Source organism: Helicobacter pylori (genome assembly GCF_006439795.1).
GTDB classification, from domain to species: domain Bacteria; phylum Campylobacterota; class Campylobacteria; order Campylobacterales; family Helicobacteraceae; genus Helicobacter; species Helicobacter pylori_CR.
The window spans coordinates 37,829-60,825 of record NZ_VEYL01000006.1; the positions used below are offsets into that span (position 1 = coordinate 37,829).

37 protein-coding genes and 1 pseudogene are annotated in these 22,997 nt (G+C 41.0%); 8 read left to right on the top strand and 30 right to left on the bottom strand.

What is annotated here, in order from left to right; all coding sequences use genetic code 11:
• The first annotated feature begins 21 nt into the window (after positions 1–21).
• The 8 genes and pseudogenes from FIM66_RS03785 to FIM66_RS03820 form a co-directional block, all read left to right on the top strand.
• Positions 22–1,083 (top strand): glycosyltransferase family 9 protein, encoded by a 1,062-nt coding sequence (locus FIM66_RS03785; RefSeq protein WP_140600043.1) that lies wholly within the window; start codon positions 22–24, stop codon positions 1,081–1,083.
• A 232-nt stretch (positions 1,084–1,315) separates the two neighbouring features.
• Entirely contained in the window at positions 1,316–2,818 is a 1,503-nt protein-coding gene (gene trpE / locus FIM66_RS03790; RefSeq protein ID WP_140600059.1) for an anthranilate synthase component I, read from the top strand.
• A complete protein-coding gene (locus tag FIM66_RS03795; protein ID WP_140490326.1) occupies positions 2,815–3,399 on the top strand; it encodes an aminodeoxychorismate/anthranilate synthase component II in 585 nt (194 codons plus the stop codon). The genes trpE and FIM66_RS03795 overlap by 4 nt, the downstream gene beginning before the upstream one ends.
• Positions 3,396–4,403 carry an anthranilate phosphoribosyltransferase gene (trpD, locus tag FIM66_RS03800; RefSeq protein WP_140490324.1) on the top strand — a complete coding sequence of 336 codons (1,008 nt, stop codon included), beginning with the start codon at positions 3,396–3,398 and terminating at the stop codon, positions 4,401–4,403. Before FIM66_RS03795 ends, trpD begins: the two co-directional genes overlap by 4 nt.
• Complete coding sequence (gene trpCF / locus FIM66_RS03805) at positions 4,396–5,754, top strand: bifunctional indole-3-glycerol-phosphate synthase TrpC/phosphoribosylanthranilate isomerase TrpF (RefSeq protein WP_140490322.1); 1,359 nt, start codon at positions 4,396–4,398, stop codon at positions 5,752–5,754. Before trpD ends, trpCF begins: the two co-directional genes overlap by 8 nt.
• 1 nt (position 5,755) lies before the next feature.
• Positions 5,756–6,937: a tryptophan synthase subunit beta gene (trpB, locus tag FIM66_RS03810; protein ID WP_140568478.1), complete on the top strand. Its 1,182-nt coding sequence runs from the start codon at positions 5,756–5,758 to the stop codon at positions 6,935–6,937.
• Complete coding sequence (gene trpA, locus FIM66_RS03815; protein WP_140548188.1) at positions 6,934–7,722, top strand: tryptophan synthase subunit alpha; 789 nt, start codon at positions 6,934–6,936, stop codon at positions 7,720–7,722. Before trpB ends, trpA begins: the two co-directional genes overlap by 4 nt.
• A 206-nt stretch (positions 7,723–7,928) precedes the next feature.
• Positions 7,929–8,182, top strand: a pseudogene (locus tag FIM66_RS03820) (hypothetical protein); the annotation flags it as partial.
• Here FIM66_RS03820 and FIM66_RS03825 read toward each other — a convergent pair.
• The 30 genes from FIM66_RS03825 to rpsJ form a co-directional block, all read right to left on the bottom strand.
• On the bottom strand, positions 8,177–8,476 hold the full coding sequence (locus FIM66_RS03825) for a hypothetical protein (protein WP_140479569.1): 300 nt from the start codon (positions 8,474–8,476) through the stop codon (positions 8,177–8,179). The pseudogene FIM66_RS03820 and the gene FIM66_RS03825 overlap by 6 nt on opposite strands.
• Positions 8,477–9,011: 535 nt before the next feature.
• Positions 9,012–9,362 carry a 50S ribosomal protein L17 gene (gene rplQ, locus FIM66_RS03835; protein WP_001216119.1) on the bottom strand — a complete coding sequence of 117 codons (351 nt, stop codon included), beginning with the start codon at positions 9,360–9,362 and terminating at the stop codon, positions 9,012–9,014.
• Positions 9,362–10,396, bottom strand: coding sequence for a DNA-directed RNA polymerase subunit alpha (locus FIM66_RS03840; protein ID WP_128048720.1), 1,035 nt, complete (start codon positions 10,394–10,396; stop codon positions 9,362–9,364). The genes rplQ and FIM66_RS03840 overlap by 1 nt, the downstream gene beginning before the upstream one ends.
• A gap of 11 nt (positions 10,397–10,407) precedes the next feature.
• Positions 10,408–11,034: a 30S ribosomal protein S4 gene (gene rpsD, locus FIM66_RS03845; RefSeq protein WP_075711565.1), complete on the bottom strand. Its 627-nt coding sequence runs from the start codon at positions 11,032–11,034 to the stop codon at positions 10,408–10,410.
• Between the two features lie 9 nt (positions 11,035–11,043).
• Positions 11,044–11,439, bottom strand: a complete 396-nt coding sequence (rpsK, locus tag FIM66_RS03850) for a 30S ribosomal protein S11 (protein WP_001129289.1) — start codon at positions 11,437–11,439, stop codon at positions 11,044–11,046.
• A gap of 22 nt (positions 11,440–11,461) precedes the next feature.
• Positions 11,462–11,824 (bottom strand): 30S ribosomal protein S13, encoded by a 363-nt coding sequence (gene rpsM, locus FIM66_RS03855; protein WP_000090809.1) that lies wholly within the window; start codon positions 11,822–11,824, stop codon positions 11,462–11,464.
• A gap of 3 nt (positions 11,825–11,827) precedes the next feature.
• Positions 11,828–11,941: a 50S ribosomal protein L36 gene (gene rpmJ / locus FIM66_RS03860; protein WP_000868340.1), complete on the bottom strand. Its 114-nt coding sequence runs from the start codon at positions 11,939–11,941 to the stop codon at positions 11,828–11,830.
• A gap of 78 nt (positions 11,942–12,019) precedes the next feature.
• Positions 12,020–12,238, bottom strand: a complete 219-nt coding sequence (gene infA, locus FIM66_RS03865) for a translation initiation factor IF-1 (RefSeq protein ID WP_127922605.1) — start codon at positions 12,236–12,238, stop codon at positions 12,020–12,022.
• Entirely contained in the window at positions 12,238–12,999 is a 762-nt protein-coding gene (gene map / locus FIM66_RS03870; protein ID WP_140600044.1) for a type I methionyl aminopeptidase, read from the bottom strand. The genes infA and map overlap by 1 nt, the downstream gene beginning before the upstream one ends.
• Complete coding sequence (gene secY / locus FIM66_RS03875) at positions 12,999–14,261, bottom strand: preprotein translocase subunit SecY (protein ID WP_001030183.1); 1,263 nt, start codon at positions 14,259–14,261, stop codon at positions 12,999–13,001. Before secY ends, map begins: the two co-directional genes overlap by 1 nt.
• A gap of 37 nt (positions 14,262–14,298) precedes the next feature.
• The gene (gene rplO / locus FIM66_RS03880) at positions 14,299–14,700 is read right to left on the bottom strand and encodes a 50S ribosomal protein L15 (RefSeq protein ID WP_000522167.1); all 402 of its coding nucleotides are present in this window, start codon (positions 14,698–14,700) and stop codon (positions 14,299–14,301) included.
• A 17-nt stretch (positions 14,701–14,717) separates the two neighbouring features.
• Positions 14,718–15,161, bottom strand: a complete 444-nt coding sequence (rpsE, locus tag FIM66_RS03885) for a 30S ribosomal protein S5 (RefSeq protein ID WP_001860543.1) — start codon at positions 15,159–15,161, stop codon at positions 14,718–14,720.
• 14 nt (positions 15,162–15,175) lie between these two features.
• A complete protein-coding gene (gene rplR, locus FIM66_RS03890; protein ID WP_127958931.1) occupies positions 15,176–15,532 on the bottom strand; it encodes a 50S ribosomal protein L18 in 357 nt (118 codons plus the stop codon).
• A gap of 13 nt (positions 15,533–15,545) precedes the next feature.
• On the bottom strand, positions 15,546–16,082 hold the full coding sequence (rplF, locus tag FIM66_RS03895) for a 50S ribosomal protein L6 (protein ID WP_120927743.1): 537 nt from the start codon (positions 16,080–16,082) through the stop codon (positions 15,546–15,548).
• A 10-nt stretch (positions 16,083–16,092) separates the two neighbouring features.
• The gene (rpsH, locus tag FIM66_RS03900; protein WP_000245805.1) at positions 16,093–16,488 is read right to left on the bottom strand and encodes a 30S ribosomal protein S8; all 396 of its coding nucleotides are present in this window, start codon (positions 16,486–16,488) and stop codon (positions 16,093–16,095) included.
• 9 nt (positions 16,489–16,497) lie between these two features.
• A complete protein-coding gene (locus FIM66_RS03905) occupies positions 16,498–16,683 on the bottom strand; it encodes a type Z 30S ribosomal protein S14 (RefSeq protein ID WP_001085694.1) in 186 nt (61 codons plus the stop codon).
• A gap of 9 nt (positions 16,684–16,692) precedes the next feature.
• A complete protein-coding gene (gene rplE, locus FIM66_RS03910; protein WP_000467385.1) occupies positions 16,693–17,238 on the bottom strand; it encodes a 50S ribosomal protein L5 in 546 nt (181 codons plus the stop codon).
• Positions 17,239–17,250: 12 nt separating this feature from the next.
• On the bottom strand, positions 17,251–17,472 hold the full coding sequence (gene rplX / locus FIM66_RS03915; protein ID WP_000834238.1) for a 50S ribosomal protein L24: 222 nt from the start codon (positions 17,470–17,472) through the stop codon (positions 17,251–17,253).
• Complete coding sequence (gene rplN, locus FIM66_RS03920; RefSeq protein ID WP_000616110.1) at positions 17,472–17,840, bottom strand: 50S ribosomal protein L14; 369 nt, start codon at positions 17,838–17,840, stop codon at positions 17,472–17,474. The genes rplX and rplN overlap by 1 nt, the downstream gene beginning before the upstream one ends.
• Positions 17,841–17,842: 2 nt before the next feature.
• The gene (gene rpsQ, locus FIM66_RS03925; RefSeq protein WP_001092746.1) at positions 17,843–18,103 is read right to left on the bottom strand and encodes a 30S ribosomal protein S17; all 261 of its coding nucleotides are present in this window, start codon (positions 18,101–18,103) and stop codon (positions 17,843–17,845) included.
• Between the two features lie 13 nt (positions 18,104–18,116).
• Entirely contained in the window at positions 18,117–18,317 is a 201-nt protein-coding gene (gene rpmC / locus FIM66_RS03930; protein ID WP_000877884.1) for a 50S ribosomal protein L29, read from the bottom strand.
• Complete coding sequence (gene rplP / locus FIM66_RS03935; protein ID WP_000928961.1) at positions 18,304–18,729, bottom strand: 50S ribosomal protein L16; 426 nt, start codon at positions 18,727–18,729, stop codon at positions 18,304–18,306. The genes rpmC and rplP overlap by 14 nt, the downstream gene beginning before the upstream one ends.
• Before the next feature lie 2 nt (positions 18,730–18,731).
• Complete coding sequence (gene rpsC, locus FIM66_RS03940; RefSeq protein ID WP_120927747.1) at positions 18,732–19,436, bottom strand: 30S ribosomal protein S3; 705 nt, start codon at positions 19,434–19,436, stop codon at positions 18,732–18,734.
• Between the two features lie 3 nt (positions 19,437–19,439).
• On the bottom strand, positions 19,440–19,808 hold the full coding sequence (rplV, locus tag FIM66_RS03945) for a 50S ribosomal protein L22 (protein WP_000030349.1): 369 nt from the start codon (positions 19,806–19,808) through the stop codon (positions 19,440–19,442).
• Between the two features lie 9 nt (positions 19,809–19,817).
• The gene (rpsS, locus tag FIM66_RS03950; RefSeq protein ID WP_000091385.1) at positions 19,818–20,099 is read right to left on the bottom strand and encodes a 30S ribosomal protein S19; all 282 of its coding nucleotides are present in this window, start codon (positions 20,097–20,099) and stop codon (positions 19,818–19,820) included.
• A gap of 11 nt (positions 20,100–20,110) precedes the next feature.
• Positions 20,111–20,941: a 50S ribosomal protein L2 gene (gene rplB / locus FIM66_RS03955; protein WP_140600046.1), complete on the bottom strand. Its 831-nt coding sequence runs from the start codon at positions 20,939–20,941 to the stop codon at positions 20,111–20,113.
• Positions 20,942–20,956: 15 nt separating this feature from the next.
• A complete protein-coding gene (locus FIM66_RS03960; protein WP_000763613.1) occupies positions 20,957–21,238 on the bottom strand; it encodes a 50S ribosomal protein L23 in 282 nt (93 codons plus the stop codon).
• 3 nt (positions 21,239–21,241) lie between these two features.
• The gene (gene rplD, locus FIM66_RS03965; RefSeq protein ID WP_120931013.1) at positions 21,242–21,889 is read right to left on the bottom strand and encodes a 50S ribosomal protein L4; all 648 of its coding nucleotides are present in this window, start codon (positions 21,887–21,889) and stop codon (positions 21,242–21,244) included.
• Positions 21,890–21,923: 34 nt separating this feature from the next.
• On the bottom strand, positions 21,924–22,499 hold the full coding sequence (gene rplC / locus FIM66_RS03970; protein ID WP_000395314.1) for a 50S ribosomal protein L3: 576 nt from the start codon (positions 22,497–22,499) through the stop codon (positions 21,924–21,926).
• 36 nt (positions 22,500–22,535) lie between these two features.
• Positions 22,536–22,850, bottom strand: a complete 315-nt coding sequence (gene rpsJ / locus FIM66_RS03975; RefSeq protein ID WP_000411561.1) for a 30S ribosomal protein S10 — start codon at positions 22,848–22,850, stop codon at positions 22,536–22,538.
• Between the last annotated feature and the right edge of the window lie 147 nt (positions 22,851–22,997).

The following is a 22,997-nucleotide window of genomic DNA, read 5'->3' on the forward strand; positions in this document are numbered from 1 at the left end:
TTTGATCTCTTAGGCGGAGCTATGGATTTTGTAGGGTTTGAAGATTTAAAATGCAAAGATGATAAAGAAAACTCTCAAAAAGTTTTTGTGATCCGTAACGACAAGTTAGGCGATTTTATTTTAGCCATACCCGCTTTAATCGCTCTAAAGCAAGCTTTTTTAGAAAAAGGCAAAGAAGTGTATTTGGGCGTGGTTGTGCCTAGCTATACCACCCCAATCGCTTTAGAATTCCCTTTCATTGATGAAGTCATTATAGAAGACAACCATTTGGCCGCTACTCTCAAAAGTAAATCCATTGACGCTCTTATCTTTTTATTTTCCAATTTTAAAAACGCCAGACTCGCTTTTAGTTTGAGGAAATTTATTCCTTATATCCTAGCCCCAAAGACTAAAATCTATTCTTGGCTTTATCAAAAGAGCGTGCGCCAAAGCCGATCATTATGCTTAAAAACCGAATACGAATACAATTTGGACTTAATCCATGCGTTTTGTAAAGATCATAATCTCCCTAACGCTTCAATTAAAAAAATCGCATGGAAGCTTAAAGACAAATCCAAAGAGCGATCCATCATCGCTTCAAAACTCAACGCTGATGTTGATCTATTGTGGATTGGCGTGCATATGCATAGCGGAGGCAGTTCGCCCGTATTGCCTGCTTCACACTTTATTAAATTGATTGATTTTTTACACAACAATTTAAGTTGTGAGATCATTCTTATTTGCGGGCCAGGCGAGAGGAAAGCCACAGAAGAACTCCTTAAAAAAGTCCCTTTCGCCCACCTTTATGATACGAGCCATAGTCTAGTGGATTTAGCCAAATTGTGCGCGAATTTGTCTGTTTATATCGGGAACGCTTCAGGCCCTTTGCATGTGAACGCTTTGTTTGACAACCAATCTATTGGGTTTTATCCTAACGAACTCAGCGCTTCTATTGCCAGATGGCGGCCTTTCAATGAGCGTTTTTTAGGCATCACCCCGCCCAATGGCTCAAACGATATGGGTTTGATTGATATTGAAAAAGAAAGCGAGAATATTATTGAATTTATCGCACCCAATCTTTCTTGCCGCACACAAGGAAGATAACGACAACAAGCACCACACAAGTAGCCTTAACAACGCTAAAAAGTTGAATCTGATCAAAGTGTTTTTTCGCATTCCTAATTAAAATTTCTAATTTTCTCATAAATTGAGCCTTGAAAAATCCAATTTGAGTTTAAGTTAGATTAGCCCTTGCAGACTCTATAAGGCTATTAATTTATTGCCCATTTATCTATTTCTTGTAGAATACGAGTTTATTTTTAGTGTAAAGAAATTGATGATCAGTCTCATAGAAAAAGCCCCTTATATTCCCTACCCCCTAGCTCTTTATGAAAAATTAGAGCAACAGCACACCTTGCTTTTTGAAAGCACTGAGATTGAGAGCAAAGTGCACACCAAATCCCTATTAATGGCTAAAGCTTGTTTGAAGCTAATTTGCAACCACAATATCGTAACCATCACTAGCCTAACGCCTAATGGCGGGGCGTTTTTGCAAAAATTGAGCGCGTTTTTTAAAACGCCTATACAAGACAACGCCCTAACCTTAACCTACACCAAAAATAAAAAAACGCAAGATGAGTTTTTAAAACTCTTTGAGCCTAGCCCTTTTGACGCTTTAAGGGGGCTTTTTAAAAGCGTTAAAACAAAACCCAAACACCCTTTTACGCTTTTAAGCGCGGGCGTTTTTTCTTTTGAAATGCTCAATTTTTTTGAAGATTTGCCCCACTTAAAAGCGCAAGACAACACCGCGCATGACTTTATTTTTTATCTCGCGCAAAATTTGATCATCATAGACCATAAAGAAAAAAGCACTGAAATCTTGGGGGCGTGTTTTGATGAGCGCTTTAAAACAGAGATAGCTAAAGAATTACAGGATTTAAAAGAGTTGGCTAAAAGCATCAAAAGCGATTTTATCCCTAAAAAATCCAAGCAAAGTAGAGAAGTTAGCGTTAGTTGTGATGATAGCGAGTTTGAAAAAAAGGTGCTATCCTTACAAGAAGAAATCAAAAAAGGCGAGATCTTTCAAGCGGTGTTGTCGCGCAGCTTTTATATGGAGTGCTTGGAGGGTTTGAGTGCGTATTATCATTTAAAGCTAACTAACCCTAGCCCTTATATGTTCTATATTAAAGACAGCGATTTTATCCTTTTTGGGGCAAGCCCTGAGAGCGCCTTAAAATACAACGCCTTAATGAATACGGCTGAAATTTATCCCATTGCTGGCACTCGTTTAAGGGGTAAGGACCAACAAGGGAATATTGATTACGATTTAGATAGTAAAATGGAATTTGATTTGCAACACGACTATAAAGAAAGGGCTGAACACATCATGCTAGTGGATTTAGCCAGAAACGACATGGCCAGAGTTTCAAAAAAACGCTATTGCGACAAGCTTTTAAAAGTGGATAAGTATTCCAATGTCATGCATTTAGTCTCAAGGGTTGTGGGGGAATTGAAAAAAGGGTGCGATAGTTTGCATGCTTACAGGAGCTTTATGAACGCCGGCACGCTTAGCGGGGCGCCTAAAATCTCTGCAATCAGGCTCATTTACCAATTAGAAAAGCAAAGGAGAGGCTCTTATGGGGGGAGCGTGGGGTATTTAAATAGCGAGGGTTCTATGGATTCTTGCATCACTATCCGTTCATGTTTTGTCAAAAATAATAGGGCGGTGATCCAAGCAGGAGCCGGCATTGTGTTAGACAGCGTGCCGCAAAATGAAGCGAATGAAACAAGAGCCAAAGCGCAAGCCCTTATTGATGCAATCAGGAAAACAAGCTTATGAAAATCTTTTTTATAGATAATTTTGATTCTTTCTCTTATAATTTGGTGTATGAATTAGAGTGTTTGGGTTATAAAGTAGCCGTTTATCAAAACGATATTGAGCCGAGTTATCTTATGGATTTAATGAAGAAAGAATCAAAAACCCCTTTATTGTTCATCTCACCCGGGCCTGGTAACCCTAGCAATTCAGGCAATCTTTTAAAAATCATTGCAATGGCTAAAAAGAAATTCCCCATTTTAGGGATTTGTTTAGGCTTACAAGCTTTAGCGCAAAGCTATGGGGCTAAAATCATAAGGAGTAAAGAAATCGTGCATGGCAAAGCGACGACTATCGCGCTCAAAAAGCATGCCGTTTTTAAAGGTTTAGGGGAAAGCATGGTGGTGGGGCGTTACCATTCTTTAATGGCAAGCGGGTTGCCTAAAAATTTAGAAGTGATCGCTGAGCATGACAATATCCCTATGGCCATTATCAATGAAGAAGATAAGATTTTAGCCTATCAATTCCACCCTGAAAGCATCATGACTTTACAAGGGAGGGCGTTGTTAGAGCAAAGCGTGGGGTTTTTAGAAGGGTTATCATGAAAGAGATTTTAAACGCTCTATACCATCAAAAAGACTTAAACGATGGAGAAGTCCAAAAGTTATTCACTCTCATTATCCACGAAAAAGTAAGCCCAGCGCAACTTGGGGCGATTTTGTGCGCTTTAAAAATCAAGGGCGAGAGCTTTAAGGAGATTAGCGTCGCTGCAACCACGCTTTTAGAGCATGCCCCTAAGCCTTTTAACAGCGGTTTGGATTTAATAGACAATTGTGGCACAGGGGGCGATGGGTTAAAAACGATTAATATTAGCACGATTGCCGCACTCATTGCCAGCTCTATGGGATTACCTATGGCTAAACATGGATCAAGGAGCGTGTCCAGTCATAGCGGGAGCGCGGATTTGTTGGAAAATTTAGGCGTGAATATTGAAACGAACCCCACGCAATTAGAGAATTGCTTCAAACAAACGCGTTTTGGGTTTTTATTCGCGCCTTTATACCATCAAAGTTTTAAAAAATCCGCCCCTTTAAGAAAAGAGCTTTTCACTAAAACGATTTTTAATTGCTTAGGGCCTTTAATCAACCCCTTAAGGCCAAAAATCCAGCTTTTAGGCGTGTATGACAAATCCTTGTGCAAGACTATGGCGTTAGCGTTGAAGGCTTTAGGCGTTAAAAGGGCGATGGTAATTAATGGAGGGGGGACAGATGAAATCGTGTTGCATGACATTACGCATGCGTGTGAATTGAAAAATAACGAAATTTTAGAGTATGACTTGAGCGCTAAAGATTTTGATTTACCCCCCTATGATTTGAAAGAGTTACAGATTAAAAACGCACAAGAAAGCGTTCAAGCGTGTTTAGACATTTTAGAAAATAAAGGCAAAAATTCGCACACGATGGTGGTTGTGGCGAATGTGGCGAGTTTGTTGTATTTAAGCCATAGGGCTAAAGATTTAAAAGAGGGCGTGGGCATGACTTTAGAGCATTTAAAAACCAAAGCGCCTTATATGCATTTGCAAAAAATCATAAGGTTAAGCCATGCCTAGCGTGTTAGAAAACATCCTTAAAGACAAGCTCTTAGAAGTCTCTGCACTCAAAAAAAATCACGCTTTACCGGTAAACATAACCCCAAGCGACAGGGATTTTAAAAAAGCGTTACTAGAAAAAAAGACAAGCTTTATTTTAGAATGCAAAAAAGCATCGCCCTCTAAAGGTTTAATAAGAAAAGATTTTGATCTGTTGGAAATAACCAAGACTTATGAAAAATTCGCCTCTTGTATTTCAGTTTTAGCCGATTCTAAACATTTTTTAGGCTCTTATGAAAACATTAAGATCGTTTCGCAACATTCCACCAAGCCCATTTTATGCAAAGATTTTATCATTGACGCTTTTCAGATCAAACTCGCTAGAATGATGGGGGCTAATGCGGTGCTTTTAATGTTAAGCGTGTTAGATGATAAAAATTATTTAGAGCTTTTCAATCTCGCTAAATCCTTAAACATGAGTGCGCTGACTGAAGTTTCTAATAAGCAAGAAATCAAGCGCTTGCTCAAACTCCAATACGACATTATAGGCATCAATAACAGGGATTTACACACCTTAAAAACCGATATTTTTCACACGCTAGAATTACGCCCCTTATTGCCTAAAGACGCGCTCGTGGTGAGTGAGTCCGGTATTCATTCGCATGCGCAAATCAAAGCCCTAGTGCCTCATGTGAATGGCTTTTTAGTGGGCAGCTCTTTAATGAAAGAAAAGGATTTGAAAAAAGCGTGTATTAAATTGATTTTAGGCGAAAATAAAGTGTGCGGGCTTACAAGGATTAAAGACGCCAAAGCCGTTTATAAAAACCATTTCATTTATGGGGGTTTGATTTTTGAAAAATCTTCGCCCCGATACATCAAGCCTAAAGAAGCCCTAAAAATCACAAAAGCGGTTAAAAAACTGGATTTTGTGGGCGTGTTTGTGAAAGATAAAATTAAAAAAATTCAAAAAATCGTTAAAAAACTTGATTTAAAAGCGGTGCAGCTTTATAACTATTCGCCTAAAGAAATCGCTCAATTAAAAAAAGCGCTCCCTAAAACTTGCACAATCTGGCAAGTAATAAGCGTGATGAGCGCTAAAGATTTAACGCCTAAAATTCAAGAAGCCTCTCTGATTTTATACGACACTAAGGGGGATAAAATGGGAGGCAATGGCGTGAATTTTGATTGGGAAATTTTAGAAAATGTCAAAACGCCTTTCATGCTAGCTGGTGGGCTTAATTTGGATAATATTCAAAAAGCCTTGAAAGTTAAAGCGTTGGGTTTGGATTTCAATTCCGGTTTAGAAACAAGACCTGGGATTAAAAATAAGGATAAAATCAAGCGATTAGCCCGAATTTTAAGAGAGTATTAAAATGAATCAAAAAGCGTATTTTGGGGAGTTTGGAGGGAGTTTTGTTTCAGAATTGTTAGTGCCTGCATTAAGAGAATTAGAACAGGCGTTTGATGCGTGTTTGAAAGATGAAAAATTCCAAAAAGAATATTTTCGTCTTTTAAAGGATTTTGTGGGCCGTCCTAGCCCTTTAACCTTGTGTCAAAATATCGTTTCTAACCCTAAAGTTAAGCTTTATTTAAAACGAGAAGATTTAATCCATGGTGGGGCACATAAGACTAATCAGGCTCTAGGGCAGGCTCTTTTAGCGAAAAAAATGGGGAAAACAAGGATTATTGCTGAAACGGGTGCTGGTCAGCATGGCGTGGCGACGGCTATCGCTTGCGCGTTATTGGGTTTGAAATGCGTGATTTTTATGGGAGAAAAAGACATCAAGCGCCAGGAAATGAATGTTTTTAGAATGCACTTATTGGGCGCTGAAGTGAGAGAAGTCAATTCAGGGAGCGCGACGCTTAAAGACGCCGTGAATGAAGCCTTAAGAGATTGGGCGAGCAGTTACAAGGACACGCATTATTTGCTAGGCACAGCCGCCGGGCCGCACCCTTACCCTACAATGGTCAAAACCTTTCAAAAAATGATAGGCGATGAGGTTAAAAGCCAAATTTTAGAAAAAGAAAACCGCTTGCCTGATTATGTGATCGCATGCGTTGGAGGGGGGTCTAACGCTATAGGGATATTCAGCGCGTTTTTAAACGATAAAGAGGTCAAACTCATAGGCGTAGAGCCGGCCGGTTTAGGGCTAGAAACCAATAAGCATGGGGCGACTTTGAATAAGGGGCGTGTGGGGATTTTGCATGGGAATAAAACCTATCTTTTACAAGATGATGAAGGCCAGATTGCAGAAAGCCACAGCATTAGTGCCGGGCTTGATTATCCAGGGGTGGGGCCAGAACACAGCTATTTAAAAGAGAGTGGGCGTGCGGTTTATGAAAGCGCAAGCGATGCTGAAGCGCTAGAAGCCTTCAGTTTGTTGTGCCAAAAAGAAGGCATTATCCCGGCACTAGAAAGCTCACACGCTTTAGCGTATGCCTTAAAACTCGCTCAAAAATGCGAAGAAGAAAGTATCATCATAGTGAATTTAAGCGGTCGGGGGGATAAGGATTTAAGCACCGTTTATAACGCTTTAAAAGGAGGTTTAAAATGAGGTATCAAAACATGTTTGAAACCTTAAAAAAACACGAAAAAATGGCGTTTATTCCGTTTGTAACCTTGGGCGATCCTAATTATGCATTGAGTTTTGAAATCATTAAAACCCTAATTGCTAGTGGGGTGAGCGCTTTAGAATTGGGCTTTGCTTTTTCCGATCCGATAGCGGATGGCGTTACCATACAAGCGAGCCATTTAAGGGCGTTAAAACACGCTAGCATGGCTAAAAATTTCCAGCTTTTAAAAAAGATTAGAGACTACAACCATGATATTCCCATAGGGCTTTTAGCGTATGCGAATCTCATTTTTTCTTATGGCGTGGACAATTTTTACGCTCAAATCAAAGAATGCGGCGTGGATAGCGTTTTGATAGCGGACATGCCCCTAATAGAAAAAGAATTAGTCATCAAATCCGCTCAAAAACACCACATTAAACAAATCTTTATCGCTAGTCCTAATGCGAGTGATAAAGATTTAGAACAAGCCGCTATGCATTCGCAAGGCTATATCTACACTTTAGCCAGGAGTGGGGTTACAGGGGCGAGCCATACTTTAAAAAATGACGCAAGTGCTATTATTAAAACCTTAAAAACCTTTAGCTCTACCCCCGTATTACTAGGCTTTGGCATTTCCAAAAAAGAACACATCACAAACACCAAAGGCATGGGTGCTGATGGCGTGATTTGTGGCTCAGCGTTAGTCAAAATCATAGAAGAAAATTTAAACAATGAAAACGCCATGCTAGAAAAAATTAAAGGGTTTATAGGAGGAATGATTTTTTAAGGCTTTAGGCTTTGTTGCGTCAAAAATTAAAGATCACAGATTAACAATCATCATCAGGTTTTATTGCATGTGCATTATTGTGGCGTTAGCGTAGAAATTACCGCCATAAGCCTAACAACAATATAAAAGCAACCCTGTAGTGTGGTTGATAGCGGCTTAAAATCGCAGGTATTTTGATAATAAAAAAGGCTAATTTTTATACATACCAAGCCATAAGCGATTATGGTCTTTTTAGAGTGCTAGAAACCCCTTTTACTTTGCCCAGTTTTAAAGGGGAGCAAATCTCGCTTTTTAGCTTGGATCTTAAAGCCCGATTCACTTCCAAAAACCTCAAATACCCCTTAAAAAACTTGCGTTTAAAAACGCTCTTTTCTGGCTCGCTCAATGAAGCCACTAATCATTTTTTAGCCTTAGCTTTACACCTAAATCGGTGGTGATGGTGTATCAAAAATTCTTATGAGCGGGTTTTATTGGATAAGCCTTTAATGTCTGCATGTTGTGTCAAGTTAAGGAGCGTTTGAGTTAGCAAGTAGAGAAAGGTTGATTCAGTCCCGCTTTGCGTGGCAGTGGTCCGCTTTATGGTTTTTAGCGTATCTTGTGTGACTTCCACAAGATAGGAGTTCATAATTTTTTTAACAAAACCACTACAAGGCGACTGAATCAACCTTTCACCTACATCGGCTAAAGTCCAAAGTAATTTAGCATTAAAGGAATAGCCAATGTCTAGTGCGTCTAAAAATACGCTTGAATCCATCTGGCTCAATTTCTAGCAGTTGGATTTCTTAAAATCATCAAACCAATTAGAAGCCTTAATAAAAATGTAAGGAATACCGCTCAAGTAAAGACAGAAAAATCTATTTGAACGATGAAGTTCAGGCGATTCAAGAATACAACAGGGTCATTAAAGGGTGGGATAAAAGCCAGTGTGAGTTTTGAGTTTATTTTGATTTTTTAAACAATTACACAAATTCTGACCATATTTTTTCACACAAAAAACTTCCACTTTTGAAGCAAGTTCTGTGAACAATTCTTTACCAAATTCCATTTTTTTCTCCAAATTTAAAAATTAAAATTAGGGTTTCAGTTACTTTATTTTTGCAGTTTGGAGGTTATCGCTTAACTAACGCCAAGCTCTTTTATATTTTGATTACAGAAATGCTTTTTAGTATTTTTTAAATTTCATGATCAATAAAACAAAGCCAAAGCTTTTGAGTGCTTCTTTCAAAAGGATTAAATCAAGGTGATAACCACCAACCAAGATTAAATCTTGGCTAGCAGTTCATCAAATTTCACACAAATTCAATGGTGGCTAGAGTGGAAGCGTCCCCTCTTCTAAAAGTGGTGCGTTGGATCCTAGTGTATCCGCCATTCCTTTGCGCGTATTTGGGCGCGATTTCAGTTACAAGCTTGTGGGTGGCTTCTTTGTTTTGCAAATACGCAAAAACATGGCGGTGCGCGTTAAAATCGCCCACACGAGCCGCTGTCGTTAACTTCTCAATGTAACTGCGCAACTCCTTAGCCTTATAAATCCCTGTTTCAATTTTGTTATGCTCAATCAAAGCGATCGCTAAATTCTTTAATAACGCCTTTCTGTGCGAGCTGGTTCTCCCAAGCTTGCGGTATCCGTGTTTGTGTCTCATCAGTCGTTGCCTCCTTTATCTTCTAATTTTTCTAATCTTTTCTTTAAACTCTCTCTTTGTTCATGGCTCAATTCTGTGCCTACCGGATAGCCCAAATCATTCAATTTTTCAGCGATTTCATCATAGGATTTTTTACCCATGTTTTTCACGCCCTTAAGCTCTTCTTCGCTCATCAAAACCAATTCGCCCACATACTTGATGCCGATTTTATCCAAGCAATTAAAACACCTAGCACTCAAATTCATGCTTTCAATCTTAGCGCTCAAGTCTTTAGCGTCATCTCTTTGAGCGTAATCGCCTGAATACTCCGTGTTAGCAATGGGTCTTTCGCCAAAAACGCCTAGTTGCTTGCTCATCACTTTCACCGCTGATAAAAACGCTTTATAAGGGTCAATCTGCCCGTCTGTTTCAATATCAAAAATGATTTTTTCATAGTTGGGATCGCCCTCAACCAAAACATTTTCAATCTCATAAACCACATTTTTAATCGGCGTGAAAGAGCCGTCTAGCGGCATGTAGCCCTCAGGCATCAATTCCCTTGTGTTTTCGCTTGGGACATACCCCATTCCTTTATAGATAATGAGCGAAAAATTCAATTGAGCGTCTTCGTTGATTGTCGCTAGGGGCATTTCCGGATTGACGATTTCTATATGCTCAGAATTCAAATCCCTAGCCCTAAGCTCCATAGGCCCTTTAAAAGAATAATCCACCACAACCGATTGGTTTTCTAAAGAGCTATCCTGCCCCACTAACGCCTTGGCTATAAAGCGGATATTCTTTAAATTCATGATAAAAAGCGACACATCTTCAGTAACTCCCCTTAGTGAGTCAAACTCATGATGGACGCCTTCAATCTTTAAACCTATGGGAGCATACCCCACAGAGCTTAAAAGCAAGAGCCTTCTAATAGGATGAGCGAGCGTAACAGCGTAACCAAACTCAAATGGAGCCAGAGAAATCTTAACCCGATTGCCCTCTTTCTCTAGCACCTTAATTTCTGATGGGATCAAAGGTGCTGTTTTGATAACTTTCATGCTCTAACCCCTTACTTAGAATACAATTCTACAATGAGTCTTTCTTCAATAGGGACAACCACTTCTTCTCTTTCAGGGTAGCGGGTGAAGATGCCGTATTTTTTATCTTTTTCCACATCAATCCATGGCACAATCCCTGTTTGAGCTGTCAATTCCATCGCGCGCACCACTTGAGGGTTGCTCTTGGTTTTTTCTTTGATCTCAATTTTTTGCCCTGAACGCACGAAATAAGAGGGAATATCCAAACGCTTACCATCCACAAGCACATGCCCATGCGTTACTAATTGCCTAGCAGAGCTTCTAGTGGTCGCAAACCCCATGCGATAGACGACATTATCCAATCTTCTTTCAATCAAGCGGATAAGGTTTTCACCCGTATTGCCGTCCAAGCGATTGGCTTCCACAAAAATACTCCTGAATTGCTTTTCAGAAATGCCATACATCATTTTAGCTTTTTGCTTTTCCTTCAATTGCAACCCGTAATCAGAAGTCTTAGCACGCCTTTGCCCATGCTGGCCTGGCCCATAAGCCCTTTTATCTAGCGCGCTCTTCCCGCTCAATCGCCTTTCACCTTTTAAAGCTAAAGAAACCCCAAAACGCCTTTCTAGTCTTTCTACTGCGTCTCTATATCTTGCCATAAAGCCTCCTTACACTCTTCTTCTTTTAGGGGGTCTGCAACCATTATGAGGGAGCGGGGTGATGTCTTTAATCCAAAGCACTTTAACGCCCTCTGTCGCGCCCACGCTCTTAATAGCGGTCTCACGCCCACTGCCTGGCCCTTGAACCTTAATGCCCACTTCTTTAACGCCATGCTCTTTAGCCTTGCTTAGAGCGCTTTCTACAGCTTGTTGGGCCGCATAAGGGGTGGATTTTTTAGAGCCTTTAAACCCTAAACCGCCCGCCGTGCTCCAGCAAATCACATTGCCCATTTCATCAGTGATAGTGATGTTGGTGTTGTTAAAGGTCGCTGAAATATAAACAACCCCTCTAGCAATATTCTTTTTGACTACTTTCTTTTTAGCCGTTACATTTCTCTTAGCCATTAAATCATCATCTCCTTATTTGCTACTTGCTACCCACGGTTTTTTTCTTACCCTTACGAGTCCTAGCGTTATTTTTAGTGGTTTGACCTCTCACAGGAAGACCCTTACGGTGCCTGATCCCACGATAATTCCCTAAGTCCATTAAAGATTTAATATCCATTTGAACTTTTTTACGCAAATCGCCCTCTACTAAGTAGCTTTGTTGGATTTTTTTAGCGATGCTAGACACTTCATCTTCGCTCAATTCATGCACGCGCTTGTCAAAAGAAATGCCTACCGCTTCTAAAATCTCTCTGGAACTCTTAAGCCCAATCCCATAAATATAGGTAAGGGCATACTCTACTCTCTTCTTTTTTGGTAAATCCACACCAGCAATCCTTGCCATGCTTTATCCTTGTCTTTGTTTGTGTTTAGGGGTAGTGCAGATCACTCTAATAACGCCCCTTCTTTTAATGATTTTGCACTTATCGCACATCTTTTTCACTGATGGCCTGACTTTCATGATTTTTCTCCTTTGAAAAAATTAGGCACTATTAAAAACTTTTATACTAACATATTTTCATTGAAATAACCCTTAAATTCATTTATATCTAAAAGTTATCCGACCCTTGTCTAAGCTATAGGGCGTAAGCTCTAGCTTGACCCTATCGCCTAAAGCAATCCTAATATAGCGCATGCGCATCTTTCCAGAAATACGGCACAACACCACATGCTTATTGTCTAACTCCACCTTAAAAGTGGCGTTAGGCAACGCCTCAATCACTTTCCCATCCACTTCTATAACATCATCTCTTGCCATTAACGCTCCGTAAGAATCACTGCTTTATTGCCAACTATGGCGATAGTATGCTCATGGTGGCTCGTGTTAAGCCCATCCACTGAAACCACGCTCCACTTATCCGCTAGTATTTTAGGCTCGCCATGTTTTTGACACACCATAGGCTCTAAACAAAACACCATGCCCTCTTTGATTTTAGGGCCGCTATTAGGTTTGACGCCTTTTTCTAGGTAGTTGGGGATTTCTGGCTCTTCATGGGGCTTTTTACCAATGCCATGCCCGCAAAATCCCTTCAAAGGCACAAAGCCTCTTTCTACAATAGCGCCCTCTAAAATCTGGCTCAACTCTTTAAAATGCATGCCCACTCTAATTGAGCTAATGGCATGCATCAAGCTCTCTTGAGAGCAAGCGAGCAATTTTTCATCTTGCGGGCTTATTGCGCCTATGGGAAGCGTGAGGGCTGAATCGCCATAATAGCCATCCACCTCCACCCCCAAATCCAAGCCTATAATATCCCCTTCTTGTAAAACATAATCCGTAGGAATGCCATGAATAACCACCTCATTTAAGGACATGCACACAGAGTTAGGGAAACCATACAGCCCCTTAAAAGCAGGCCTAGCATGCGAGGATTTGATAAAATCTTCAGCCATTTTATCCAGCTCTAAAAGTGAAACCCCAGGCCTTACTTCTCGCTCTAAAAGGGCTAACGCTTGAGCGGTTAATTCCCCGGCTTTTCTTAGAGCTTTGATTTCCTTTGGGCTTTTAATAGAGATTGCCATTAAAAGCCTACCGCGCTTAAAGTTTTATACTTGCTCATATAAATTTGCGCTTCAATCTTTTTCATGGTGTCAATAGCGACCTGAACCACAATCAGCACCGCTGTGCCTCCAAAGTAAAAAGGCACGCCCATAGCCTTAACCAAAATCCAAGGCACGGTAGAAATGAGCGCTAGATACAACGAACCCCACAAAGTGAGCTTACTCGCTACAGAATTTAAAAACGATGAAGTCCCCTCTCCAGGCCTAAGTCCTGGAATATACCCGCCATTACGCCTTAAATTATCCGCAATATCCTTAGAATTGAACACGATAGAAGAATAAAAGTAAGCAAAAAAGATAATGAGTAGGAACATCAAAATATTATATGCATACCCTTGCGGGCTTAAAAAATCCGCAATCGCTTGCAAAGTTTTGTTGCTTGTGGCTTGCTGTAAAATCGTAGAAGGGAACACCAGCAAAGCTGAAGCAAAAATAGGGGGGATCACCCCGCTTAAATTCAACTTAATAGGAATGTAATTCATGATACGCTTGTTTTGGTTTTGCATCACCACTTTACGCGCATAAGAAATAGGGATTCTGCGCTCGGCTAATTCCACATAGATAATCGCAAAAATAGTCGCCAAAACAATCAGCACAATACCAATGAGCATTAAGATATTGATCACGCCTGTATTGACCAAATTGAATGTGCCTGAAATAGCTGATGGGATCCCTGAAACAATCCCGGCAAAAATAATGAGACTGATCCCATTCCCCACGCCCCTTTGCGTGATTTGCTCCCCTATCCACATGAGCAACATCGTCCCTGTAAGCATAGAAAACGCTGAAACGATCATAAAGACTTGCATATCAATCATGATCGCTCCATTGGCTCCTCCGCTAATGCTCCTTAACCCCACTGATACGCTCACCGCTTGGATTAGAGTGATTAAAATGGTCAAATAGCGCACGATTTGCATGTATTTTTGCATGCCGTCTCGCTCTTTTTTCATTTTAGCCAAGTTAGGGAAAGTCGCACTCAAAAGCTCCATGATGATTGAAGAAGTGATATAGGGCATGATACCCAAAGAGATGATGCTCAAGCGAGAAACCGCATTCCCGCTAAACATGTTAAACAACCCCAAAGCGTTGTTGGAATTGCTGTCAAAAAAAGCCTTGATCGCTGCTAAATCTACGCCAGGAATGGGGATATAAGCTAAGACTCTGTAGAGAAATAAAAAACCCAAAGTGATAAGTATCTTACTAGCAATAGCTTTATTCATAATAACTTATTCCTCTTAAATCAAGCTGATAGGGGCATTACTTCTGCCCGCTTGTTTTGATTCTCTCATCTTTAATTTTAGAAGCTAGGTTTTTAGCGTCTTTACCGATCAATTTCACGCCTTCAATATAAAGGGGGAAATGGTGTAAAGCGCGCAAGCTTGAAAAAGTGATTTCTTCTAAATTTTTAATCGCTTCATTCTTTTCCACATTGATAGAATAGATATGAGAATCTTTAGTCCTAAAACCTATTTTAGGCAAACGGCGTTGTAAGGGTTGCTGCCCTCCTTCAAAGCCTCTTTTAGCCTTATAACCTGTCCTTGCGGTTTGACCTTTACCGCCTCTTGTGGCAGTTTTTCCCATGCCGCTTCCTTGACCACGGCCCACTCGTTTGATCTTTTTAACGCTACCTTTAGCCGGTTTTAAATTTTCTAATCCCATTATCATATCCTTTTTAACTACGCCTTGATTTTTGCTAAAGCGTCAAAAGTCGCACGCACCACATTATAGGGGTTGTTGGAGCCTAAAGATTTAGTGAGAATATCCTTAATGCCTGCTAATTCCACGATAGGGCGCGTTGAACCCCCAGCAATCACTCCCGTTCCCTCACTGGCCGGTTTGAGTAAAATACGGCTCGCGTTGTATTTATGCTCAATATCATGAGCGATAGTCGTGCCTTTAATGGTTACATGAATCAAGTTTTTAAACGCATCATCTACCGCTTTTTTAATCGCATCAGGGACTTCCTTAGCCTTGCCCAAACCAAAGCCTACAAGCCCATTTTTATTGCCCACAACCACTAAAGCGTTAAAACGAAACCGCCTACCGCCCTTAACCACTTTGGTTACACGGCCAATATTCACGACGACTTCTTGAAACTCTTCTCTGTTAATCTCTTCCATACCTTTCCTTTCTGTCATAGAGCGATCCCGTTCTCTCTCAAGCTTTCAGCAAACGCTGCCACCACGCCATGATAGAGGTAACCATTCCTGTCATAAACCGCTCGCTCAATCCCTGCTTTTTTCAATTCTTCAGCAAAGAGAGCGCCTAATTTTTTAGCGTCTTCTTGCGTGTTTTTAAAGCCCATTTTCCTGCCGTCAATATGCGTTATAGTGCTTTGCTTAACATCATCAATCGCTTGCACATAGAAATAGCGGTTGGAACGAAAAACGCTCACCCTAGGCCTTAATTTATCGCCCAAGAGTTTGCTTTTAATCCTTAATTTTCGGCGATCTCTTAAGGCTTTCTTTTTATACAATGCTTTTGCGTTCATCACTTCACCTTATTTATTTTTTAGCTGTCTTACCAGCTTTTCTAATAATGACTTCATTGCTGTATTTCACGCCCTTACCCTTGTATGGCTCTGGGGGTCTGAAGCTCCTGATTTCAGCGGCGACTTGCCCTACTTTTTGCTTATCGCTCCCTTTGATAGTGATCGTGTTTTTTTCCACCACCATTTCAATCCCTGCTGGAATGGGGTATTTCACCGGGTGGCTAAAACCCAAACTCAAATCCAAAGTTTTATTACCCAAAGCCACCTTATAGCCCACGCCATTGACTTCTAAAGTCTTACTGAAACCGGTGCTTAAGCCTGTTACAATGTTGCTGGCTAACGCTCCATAAGTCCCCCAATAAGCCCTAGACTGCGCGTCTTCGCCCACAGGCTGGAAGCTCAATTGGTTGTTTTCAAGCGTGATTTTCACTCGGTTGTGAGTTTCTAACTCATGCTTTTCTTTATTGTTTTTAAAAAGAAGCTTGCTCCCTTCAACGCTCGCTTGCACAGAGCTTGGAATTTCAATGATTCTTTTCCCAATTCTTGACATTTTCAATCCTTTACCAAATGCTGCAAAGCACTTCGCCACCGACATTTTGTCTGTAAGCTTCTTCGTTGGTGATCACCCCTTTAGAAGTGCTTACCACAATCACGCCATAGCCATTTTTAAAGCGCTTCAACTCGTTTTTTTGCTTATACACACGGCGACCGGGCTTGCTTAAGCGCTTCACTTCGCTGATTTTTGAATGCCCTTTTTCATCATAAGCCAATTGCACATAAACCGATTGTTTCTTGTCTTTATCTTTGACATTGAAATCTTTAATGAAACCTTTTTCTTTAAAAATCTCTAAAATAGAAACCACGATCTTTGCGTAATAAAGCTGTGTGAATTCTAAGCGGCGCATAGAAGCGTTTCTCAAACGAGTTAATGAATCTGCAATTATATCATTTACCATATCTTATCCTTACCAACTGGCTTTTCTCAAGCCTGGGATGAGTCCCTCACTGCCCATTTTTCTAAGGCATACCCTACAAAGTCCAAAATCCCTATAAACCGAATGAGGTCTCCCACAAATGCGGCACCTGGTATAAGCCCTTACTTGGAATTTTGGTTTCCTTTGAGCCTTTGCTATCATTGATTTTTTAGCCATATTAACCCCTTATCTCACTTTTGCAAAAGGCAATCCAAGCAATTCTAACAACTTGAACGCTTCTTTATCGTTGTCTGTAGAAGTTACCATAGTGATGTTCATGCCATGACTGACCATAATATCATCATAAACCACTTCCGGAAAAATCAATTGCTCATTGATCCCAAAGGTGTAATTCCCGCGCCCATCAAAACCATTTCGTGAAATCCCTCTAAAGTCTTTCACTCTGGGTAACGAAATCACAATCAGCTTTTCTAAGAAATTATACATGCGTTTATTCCTTAAGGTAACTTTCGCCCCTACCGCCATGCCTTCTCTGATCTTAAAGCCTGCAACGGATTTTTTCGCTTTAGTGATAACCGCTTTTTGCCCTGCAATCAAAGAAATCGTTTGCGCGATATTTTGCATGATTTTCATGTCTTTTGCATAAGCCCCAGCGCCCACGCTGATAACGATTTTTTCTAGCTTGGGTAAAAGCATGGGGTTTTTGATGTCTAATTCTTGAGCGAGTTTTATTCTCACTTCATTTTGATAAAATTGTTTCAAACCAAACATGTATCCAACTCCTTAGGCTTTCTTCACATTGGAAATGTGCATGGGCTTTTCTTTATGGATAAAGCCCCCTTTAGGGTTATCATCAGTAGGTTTAATCGCTTTTTTCACCACCTTACACCCTTCAACAACCACTTGAGAAGTCTTAGGCAACACCGCTAAAACCTTAGCGACCTTACCCTTATCGTCTCCTGCAATGACTTTCACCATGTCATTTTTTTTGATTTCGCTTTTCATTATACAACCTCCGGCGCTAGAGAAATAATTTTCATGAAATTAGCGTAACGCACTTCTCGGCTCACTGGCCCAAAAATCCTTGTCCCAACAGGATCTTTTTTAGCGTCCAAAATCACCGCTGCATTGTCATCAAAACGCACCAAAGAACCATTTTTCCTTTGGATTTCTTTTTTCGTTCTCACCACAACGGCTTTGACGACTTGACCGCGTTTCACCTTACCATTAGGGATAGCTTTTTTCACGGAAGCCACGATCACGCTACCCACGCTCGCATAGCGTTTGTGGCTGCCTCCTAACACCTTAATGCACATGATTTCTTTAGCACCGCTATTGTCAGCGACATTCAATCTTGTAAAACTCTGTATCATGCTTATACTCCCACTACTAAAATTTCTTTAAGCGTGAAAGACTTGGTTTTAGAAAGCGGTCTGCACTCAATCGCGCTCACAAAATCCCCTACTTTCACCTGATTGTTTTCATCATGGATGGTGTATTTTTTGAATTTTTTAACAATCTTGCGGTATTTTTCATGCACCACTTTTCTTTCCACAAGAATCACAGCACTTTTTTCAGCAAACTTGCTGATAACCTTGCCTTGCACTAACCTCTTATGCGGCTCTTTCGTATTCATTGCTTACCCTTTTTTACTCAACGCTAGAAGAATAATGCGCATTAATGGCCGTGTTAATGCGAGCGATATTTCTTCTGGCTTTCTTAATCTCGTTAGGATTACTCAATTGCATAGCCTTTAATTTAACGCGCAACTCAAAAAGCTCCGCTTTCTTAGCATGCAACAACTCTTCTAATTCCTTGATACTCTTATCTTTCAATTCAGTATATTTCATTTTCGCTCTCACAAGTTACAATTTTGGTTTTAAAAGGAAGTTTGCTCTGAGCTAACGCTAAAGCTTCTCTCGCTAGTCCTTCTTCAATGCCTAGCATTTCATAAACAATCCTACCCGGCTTGATATTCATCACCCATTTTTCCACAGAGCCTTTACCTTTACCCATCCTGGTTTCTAAAGGTTTAGCGGTCAAAGGCTTATCGGGAAATACTCTAATCCACACCTTACCCGCTCTTTTAATGTGCCTTGTCATGGCCACCCTTGCGGATTCAATCTGGCGTGAATCAATCCTCCCATGCTCTATGGCTTTAATCGCAATATCCCCAAACGCAATAGAGTTACCACGATGGGCTTTCCCACGATTGCGCCCTTTCATTTGCTTTCTGTATTTTGTTCTTTTTGGCATTAACATGATTACTGCCTCCCTCTTCTGCTTCTTCTAGGCTCTCTTTCTTCTTTAGCCTCTTCTTTTTTCTCAAATTGGATGCCTTTTTGCAAAACTTCCCCTTTGAAAATCCACACTTTCACGCCAATAATACCATATACCGTCATCGCTTCAGCAAAGCCATAATCAATCTTAGCCCTTAAGGTGTGTAAAGGCACGCGCCCTTCCATATACCATTCGGTGCGAGCGATTTCAGCCCCTGCTAAACGGCCAGAAACGCGCACCTTGATCCCTTTAGCACCGGATTTTAACGCCGCTTGCATGACTTTTTTCATCGCGCGGCGGAAAGCGACCCTTTTTTCTAGTTGGGTGGCTACATTTTCTGCGGCTAATTGGGCGTCAGCTTGGGGGCGTTTGACTTCTTTAATATTAATGGAGACTTCTTTTTTGATGAACGTTTTTAAACCTTCTTTGACCTTTTCAATATCCACGCCTTTTTTACCGATGATAAGCCCTGGGCGAGCCGCTACGACCGTAACGCGCAGTTTTTTAGCCGCTCTTTCAATCACAATCTCGCTCACGCCAGCATAATAAAGCTCTTTTTTAAGGAATTTCCTAATCTTATTGTCTTCATCAATATTGCTTGGAGCGGTGCGAGCACTAGGGAACCATCTGGAAGTCCAATTCCTATTAATACCTAATCTTAAACCTACCGGATTAACTTTTTGTCCCATGCCCTACTTACCTTCTGCTTGATTTTTTTTATGGCTTTTAGAAGATTTCATTTCTTTCCCTTCTGCTACTTCTACGAATACATGAGATGTTGGCTTTCTAATGGCTGTGGCTCTGCCTTTAGCCCTTGGAATGGAGCGCCTAAGCACAGGGCCAGCATCCACTCTGCAAGAAACAATCAGAGCGCTCTTGGCGTCTAAAGAGCCGTTAGCGACCGCAGAAGCCACCACTTTTGAAAGCACTCTAGCCGCTTTATTGGGCGTAAATTCCAAACTAGCGATCGCTAATTCAGCGTTCATGCCTTGAATCTGTCTTGCAATCAATCTGGCTTTAGTAGGAGATAACCGCACAAATTTTAATAACGCTTTACTCATTCTACCCCCTTACTTGCCAATCTTTTTTTGGACACTGCCTTTGTGCCCTTTAAAAGTTCTTGTAGGAGCGAATTCCCCTAACTTATAACCCACATGGTTTTCTGTGATATACACAGGGACAAAAACCCTTCCGTTATGCACATTATAAGTAAAACCAATCATTTCAGGCAAAATGGTGCTTCTTCTAGACCATGTTTTAATCGGGCGGTTATCCTTACCCTCTTTTGCCTTGAGCGTTTTTTTCATCAAGTGGTCGTCTATAAAAGGACCCTTTTTAATTGACCTAGACATTCTTTAACCCTTTATTTATGTTTCTTTCTAGAAATGATGAGCTTGTCGCTAGCTTTTTTCCTTCTAGTTTTATAGCCCTTAGCTGGAGTGCCCCAAGGCGATACGGGATGACCGCTTGTCCCTGTTTTACCCTCACCCCCACCATGCGGGTGATCCACTGGGTTCATCGCGCTACCACGAGTTTGTGGGCGGATGCCTCTATGGCGGTTACGCCCTGCCTTACCGATAGAGACATTGATAAAATCCTCATTCCCTACCACGCCAACACTCGCCATGCATTCGCTTAGAATGTAGCGCATTTCAGAGCTTGGCATTCTAAGGATAGTGTATTTATTTTCCCTACCCATGATTTGAGCGCTCATTCCAGCGCTTCTGGCTAATTGCCCGCCAGCCCCCGGATGCATTTCAATGTTATGCACCACCGTTCCTATAGGGATATTTTTCAATTTCATCGCAAAGCCCACTTTAATATCCAAACCGCCTTCAGCAGCGATAACGCTATCGCCCACTTTCAAACCGCTTGGCTGTAAAATATAGCGTTTGTCCCCATCAGGATAGACTACAAGAGCGATGCGCGCGTTTCTGTAAGGATCATACTCAATCGCAGCCACTTTCCCTTCAATATTGTATTTGTTGCGTTTGAAATCAATAATGCGATAGAGTTTTTTAGCCCCTCTCTCTTTGTGGCGGCTAGTGATGCACCCGTTATTGTTTCTCCCTGCTGTCGCTTTAAGCTTAGTGAGTAAGCCTTTGACACTGCTTTTTGCGGTAATGTCTTTAGAGTCCAACACCGACATGAAGCGTCTGCTTGGGGTGTAGGGCTTATAAGTTTTAATCGCCATAACGCTTTCTCCTTTCTACGCGCCAAGGGCGGCAATGCTAGCGCCCTCTGGAACTTTCACATAAAATTTCTTAAACGACTTTCTTTGTCCAAGCTTCCCTCTAAAGCGTTTCACCTTACCCTCTTGTTTCAAAGAATTGATTTTCAAAGGCTCAAAGCCAAAGTAAGTTTTAAACACTTCTTTAAGCTGGTTTTTAGTTACATTTTGAGCCGTTTGGACCACTAAAACACCTTTTTCTTGCAATCCTAATGACTTTTCAGTGTAAAGAATTGACTTTATATCCATGATGTCTGCCATTTTTTACTCCTCTGTCTTATCTTGCACCACATGCTGAAACACTGCTTCTTCCATCACGACAGAGCTAAACGCCGCCAAAAGATAAGCGTTTAACTCGCTCACATCAACAATAAGGCATTTTTTAAGGTTACTAAAGGCTAACTCGGTGTATTCGTCCATGTTCATGCACACAAACAAAGTGTCTCGTTGCTCCAAAGCCTGGAACATTTGATTGGCTTCTTTAGTCAAATGCTTTCTTTTGTTGTCTTCAACCACGCCTTTTATAGCGATTTTTTCCACCACAAAAAGCTTATTCGCTTGCGCTTTTTCTTCTAAAGCGTATTCTAAAGCCAAGCGTTTTTGTTTTTTGTTGATTTTAAGGTTGTAATTGCGCTTATTCGTAGCCCCATGAGAGACACCCCCACCCACAAACACAGGCGAAGTGATGCTCCCTGCTCTAGCTCTCCCGCCCCCTTTTTGCGCCCAAGGCTTCCTACCGCCCCCGCTCACTTCAGCGCGGTTTTTACTTTTAGCGGTATTAGCGCGCGCAGAAGATAAATAATGTTTCACATAAAGATAGAGGTTATGGCTGTTGATACCCTCATATCTTTTAGGTAACTCCACGCTACCCTTTTCTTTCAAATGGCTGTCTAAAACGATGGCCTTACTCATATCAAACCCTTTATATTATATTCAATGTATGGTTTTATACCGCTCTAACGCGTCCATAAGCCCCAGAAAAGCCGGCCACTGAACCCTTTAGCACTAACACCATACTTTCTTTATCAAAAGAGAGCACCTCGTTTTGGCAAGTAACTAGCTCATTGCCATAATGCCCTGCCATTTTCCTACCCTTTTGCACTCTTCCTGGCCATTCTCTGTTACCAATAGAACCAGGACGGCGGTGGAAACGGCTCCCATGAGCTGCAGGCCCGCCTTGGAAATTCCAACGCTTCATCACCCCCGCAAAGCCTCTTCCCTTAGTTTTAAAGCTCGCTTTAACCCTTTTAAGCGTTTCTAAAGCGCTCAAATCCAAATCGCCTAACTCCTTTTGTTGGGAAGCTTTTAAGGTAGCGAAATGGTTAAACTCTTTACTGAGCTGGTATTTCTTTTGCTGGCCTTCAATCGCCTTATTGTGTTTTTTATGCATCGCATAGGCCACTAAAGCTTTCCCGTTTTCTAGCTGGCACACCTTTGCTTGCAAGACTTTAAGCAAGGTTACAGGCGTGCTGTTAGCGTCAATGGTGCGGCTCATGCCTATCTTTTGAACTAAAAATTCCATATCTAACCCTTATTTTATGATCTCAATGCGTTAGGACTACTTCGTTTCCATAGAGGTTACTTCTACATCCACCTCAGGAGCTAAATCCAACTTCATCAAGCTATCCACGGTTTCTGGGGTGGCCGAGATAATATCAATCAATCGGCTATAAACCCTAATCTCAAACTGCTCTCTTGAATCCTTATTGACATGCGGGGAGCGTAAAACGGTGTAACGCTTATTCTTAGTCGGTAAAGGGATAGGCCCTCTAATTTCAGAACCTGAACGCTTTACGGCTTCCACGATAGCCACAACAGAGCGATCCAACACTCTATGGTCATAAGCTTTGAGCTTCAACCTGATTTTTTCCATAAACTCTCCTAAAAGAACTCGTTTCATTCATTACTCAAAACAGAATAAAACAATAAAATAAAAACTGAAATACTACTCAAAATGCACCATTTAGTCAATAACTTTTGCTATTTTTAGGGCTTTTTAGGGATTTTTACTTCCTTTTTA

Coding starts and splice junctions, on each gene's coding strand:
- rplQ (WP_001216119.1), bottom strand. CDS start 9,362: ATGAGACACAAACACGGATACCGCAAGCTTGGGAGAACCAGCTCGCAC.
- trpD (WP_140490324.1), top strand. CDS start 3,396: ATGAAAGAGATTTTAAACGCTCTATACCATCAAAAAGACTTAAACGAT.
- rpsK (WP_001129289.1), bottom strand. CDS start 11,439: ATGGCTAAGAGAAATGTAACGGCTAAAAAGAAAGTAGTCAAAAAGAAT.
- trpB (WP_140568478.1), top strand. CDS start 5,756: ATGAATCAAAAAGCGTATTTTGGGGAGTTTGGAGGGAGTTTTGTTTCA.
- FIM66_RS03825 (WP_140479569.1), bottom strand. CDS start 8,476: ATGGATTCAAGCGTATTTTTAGACGCACTAGACATTGGCTATTCCTTT.
- rplE (WP_000467385.1), bottom strand. CDS start 17,238: ATGTTTGGTTTGAAACAATTTTATCAAAATGAAGTGAGAATAAAACTC.
- rpsC (WP_120927747.1), bottom strand. CDS start 19,436: ATGGGACAAAAAGTTAATCCGGTAGGTTTAAGATTAGGTATTAATAGG.
- rplC (WP_000395314.1), bottom strand. CDS start 22,499: ATGGAATTTTTAGTTCAAAAGATAGGCATGAGCCGCACCATTGACGCT.
- FIM66_RS03795 (WP_140490326.1), top strand. CDS start 2,815: ATGAAAATCTTTTTTATAGATAATTTTGATTCTTTCTCTTATAATTTG.
- map (WP_140600044.1), bottom strand. CDS start 12,999: ATGGCAATCTCTATTAAAAGCCCAAAGGAAATCAAAGCTCTAAGAAAA.
- rplO (WP_000522167.1), bottom strand. CDS start 14,700: ATGGGATTAGAAAATTTAAAACCGGCTAAAGGTAGCGTTAAAAAGATC.
- trpCF (WP_140490322.1), top strand. CDS start 4,396: ATGCCTAGCGTGTTAGAAAACATCCTTAAAGACAAGCTCTTAGAAGTC.
- rplV (WP_000030349.1), bottom strand. CDS start 19,808: ATGAGTAAAGCGTTATTAAAATTTGTGCGGTTATCTCCTACTAAAGCC.
- trpA (WP_140548188.1), top strand. CDS start 6,934: ATGAGGTATCAAAACATGTTTGAAACCTTAAAAAAACACGAAAAAATG.
- FIM66_RS03840 (WP_128048720.1), bottom strand. CDS start 10,396: ATGAAAGTTATCAAAACAGCACCTTTGATCCCATCAGAAATTAAGGTG.
- FIM66_RS03905 (WP_001085694.1), bottom strand. CDS start 16,683: ATGGCTAAAAAATCAATGATAGCAAAGGCTCAAAGGAAACCAAAATTC.
- FIM66_RS03785 (WP_140600043.1), top strand. CDS start 22: ATGGATTTTGTAGGGTTTGAAGATTTAAAATGCAAAGATGATAAAGAA.
- rpsH (WP_000245805.1), bottom strand. CDS start 16,488: ATGGTAAATGATATAATTGCAGATTCATTAACTCGTTTGAGAAACGCT.
- rplF (WP_120927743.1), bottom strand. CDS start 16,082: ATGTCAAGAATTGGGAAAAGAATCATTGAAATTCCAAGCTCTGTGCAA.
- rpsD (WP_075711565.1), bottom strand. CDS start 11,034: ATGGCAAGATATAGAGACGCAGTAGAAAGACTAGAAAGGCGTTTTGGG.
- rplN (WP_000616110.1), bottom strand. CDS start 17,840: ATGATACAGAGTTTTACAAGATTGAATGTCGCTGACAATAGCGGTGCT.
- rpsS (WP_000091385.1), bottom strand. CDS start 20,099: ATGTCTAGGTCAATTAAAAAGGGTCCTTTTATAGACGACCACTTGATG.
- rpsJ (WP_000411561.1), bottom strand. CDS start 22,850: ATGGAAAAAATCAGGTTGAAGCTCAAAGCTTATGACCATAGAGTGTTG.
- rplX (WP_000834238.1), bottom strand. CDS start 17,472: ATGAAAAGCGAAATCAAAAAAAATGACATGGTGAAAGTCATTGCAGGA.
- rpmJ (WP_000868340.1), bottom strand. CDS start 11,941: ATGAAAGTCAGGCCATCAGTGAAAAAGATGTGCGATAAGTGCAAAATC.
- rplR (WP_127958931.1), bottom strand. CDS start 15,532: ATGAACGCAAAAGCATTGTATAAAAAGAAAGCCTTAAGAGATCGCCGA.
- rplP (WP_000928961.1), bottom strand. CDS start 18,729: ATGTTAATGCCAAAAAGAACAAAATACAGAAAGCAAATGAAAGGGCGC.
- trpE (WP_140600059.1), top strand. CDS start 1,316: ATGATCAGTCTCATAGAAAAAGCCCCTTATATTCCCTACCCCCTAGCT.
- rpsE (WP_001860543.1), bottom strand. CDS start 15,161: ATGGAAGAGATTAACAGAGAAGAGTTTCAAGAAGTCGTCGTGAATATT.
- FIM66_RS03960 (WP_000763613.1), bottom strand. CDS start 21,238: ATGGCAGACATCATGGATATAAAGTCAATTCTTTACACTGAAAAGTCA.
- rpmC (WP_000877884.1), bottom strand. CDS start 18,317: ATGAAATATACTGAATTGAAAGATAAGAGTATCAAGGAATTAGAAGAG.
- rplB (WP_140600046.1), bottom strand. CDS start 20,941: ATGGCGATTAAAACTTATAAGCCCTACACCCCAAGCAGACGCTTCATG.
- rpsQ (WP_001092746.1), bottom strand. CDS start 18,103: ATGAATACGAAAGAGCCGCATAAGAGGTTAGTGCAAGGCAAGGTTATC.
- rpsM (WP_000090809.1), bottom strand. CDS start 11,824: ATGGCAAGGATTGCTGGTGTGGATTTACCAAAAAAGAAGAGAGTAGAG.
- secY (WP_001030183.1), bottom strand. CDS start 14,261: ATGAATAAAGCTATTGCTAGTAAGATACTTATCACTTTGGGTTTTTTA.
- infA (WP_127922605.1), bottom strand. CDS start 12,238: ATGGCAAGAGATGATGTTATAGAAGTGGATGGGAAAGTGATTGAGGCG.
- rplD (WP_120931013.1), bottom strand. CDS start 21,889: ATGAGTAAGGCCATCGTTTTAGACAGCCATTTGAAAGAAAAGGGTAGC.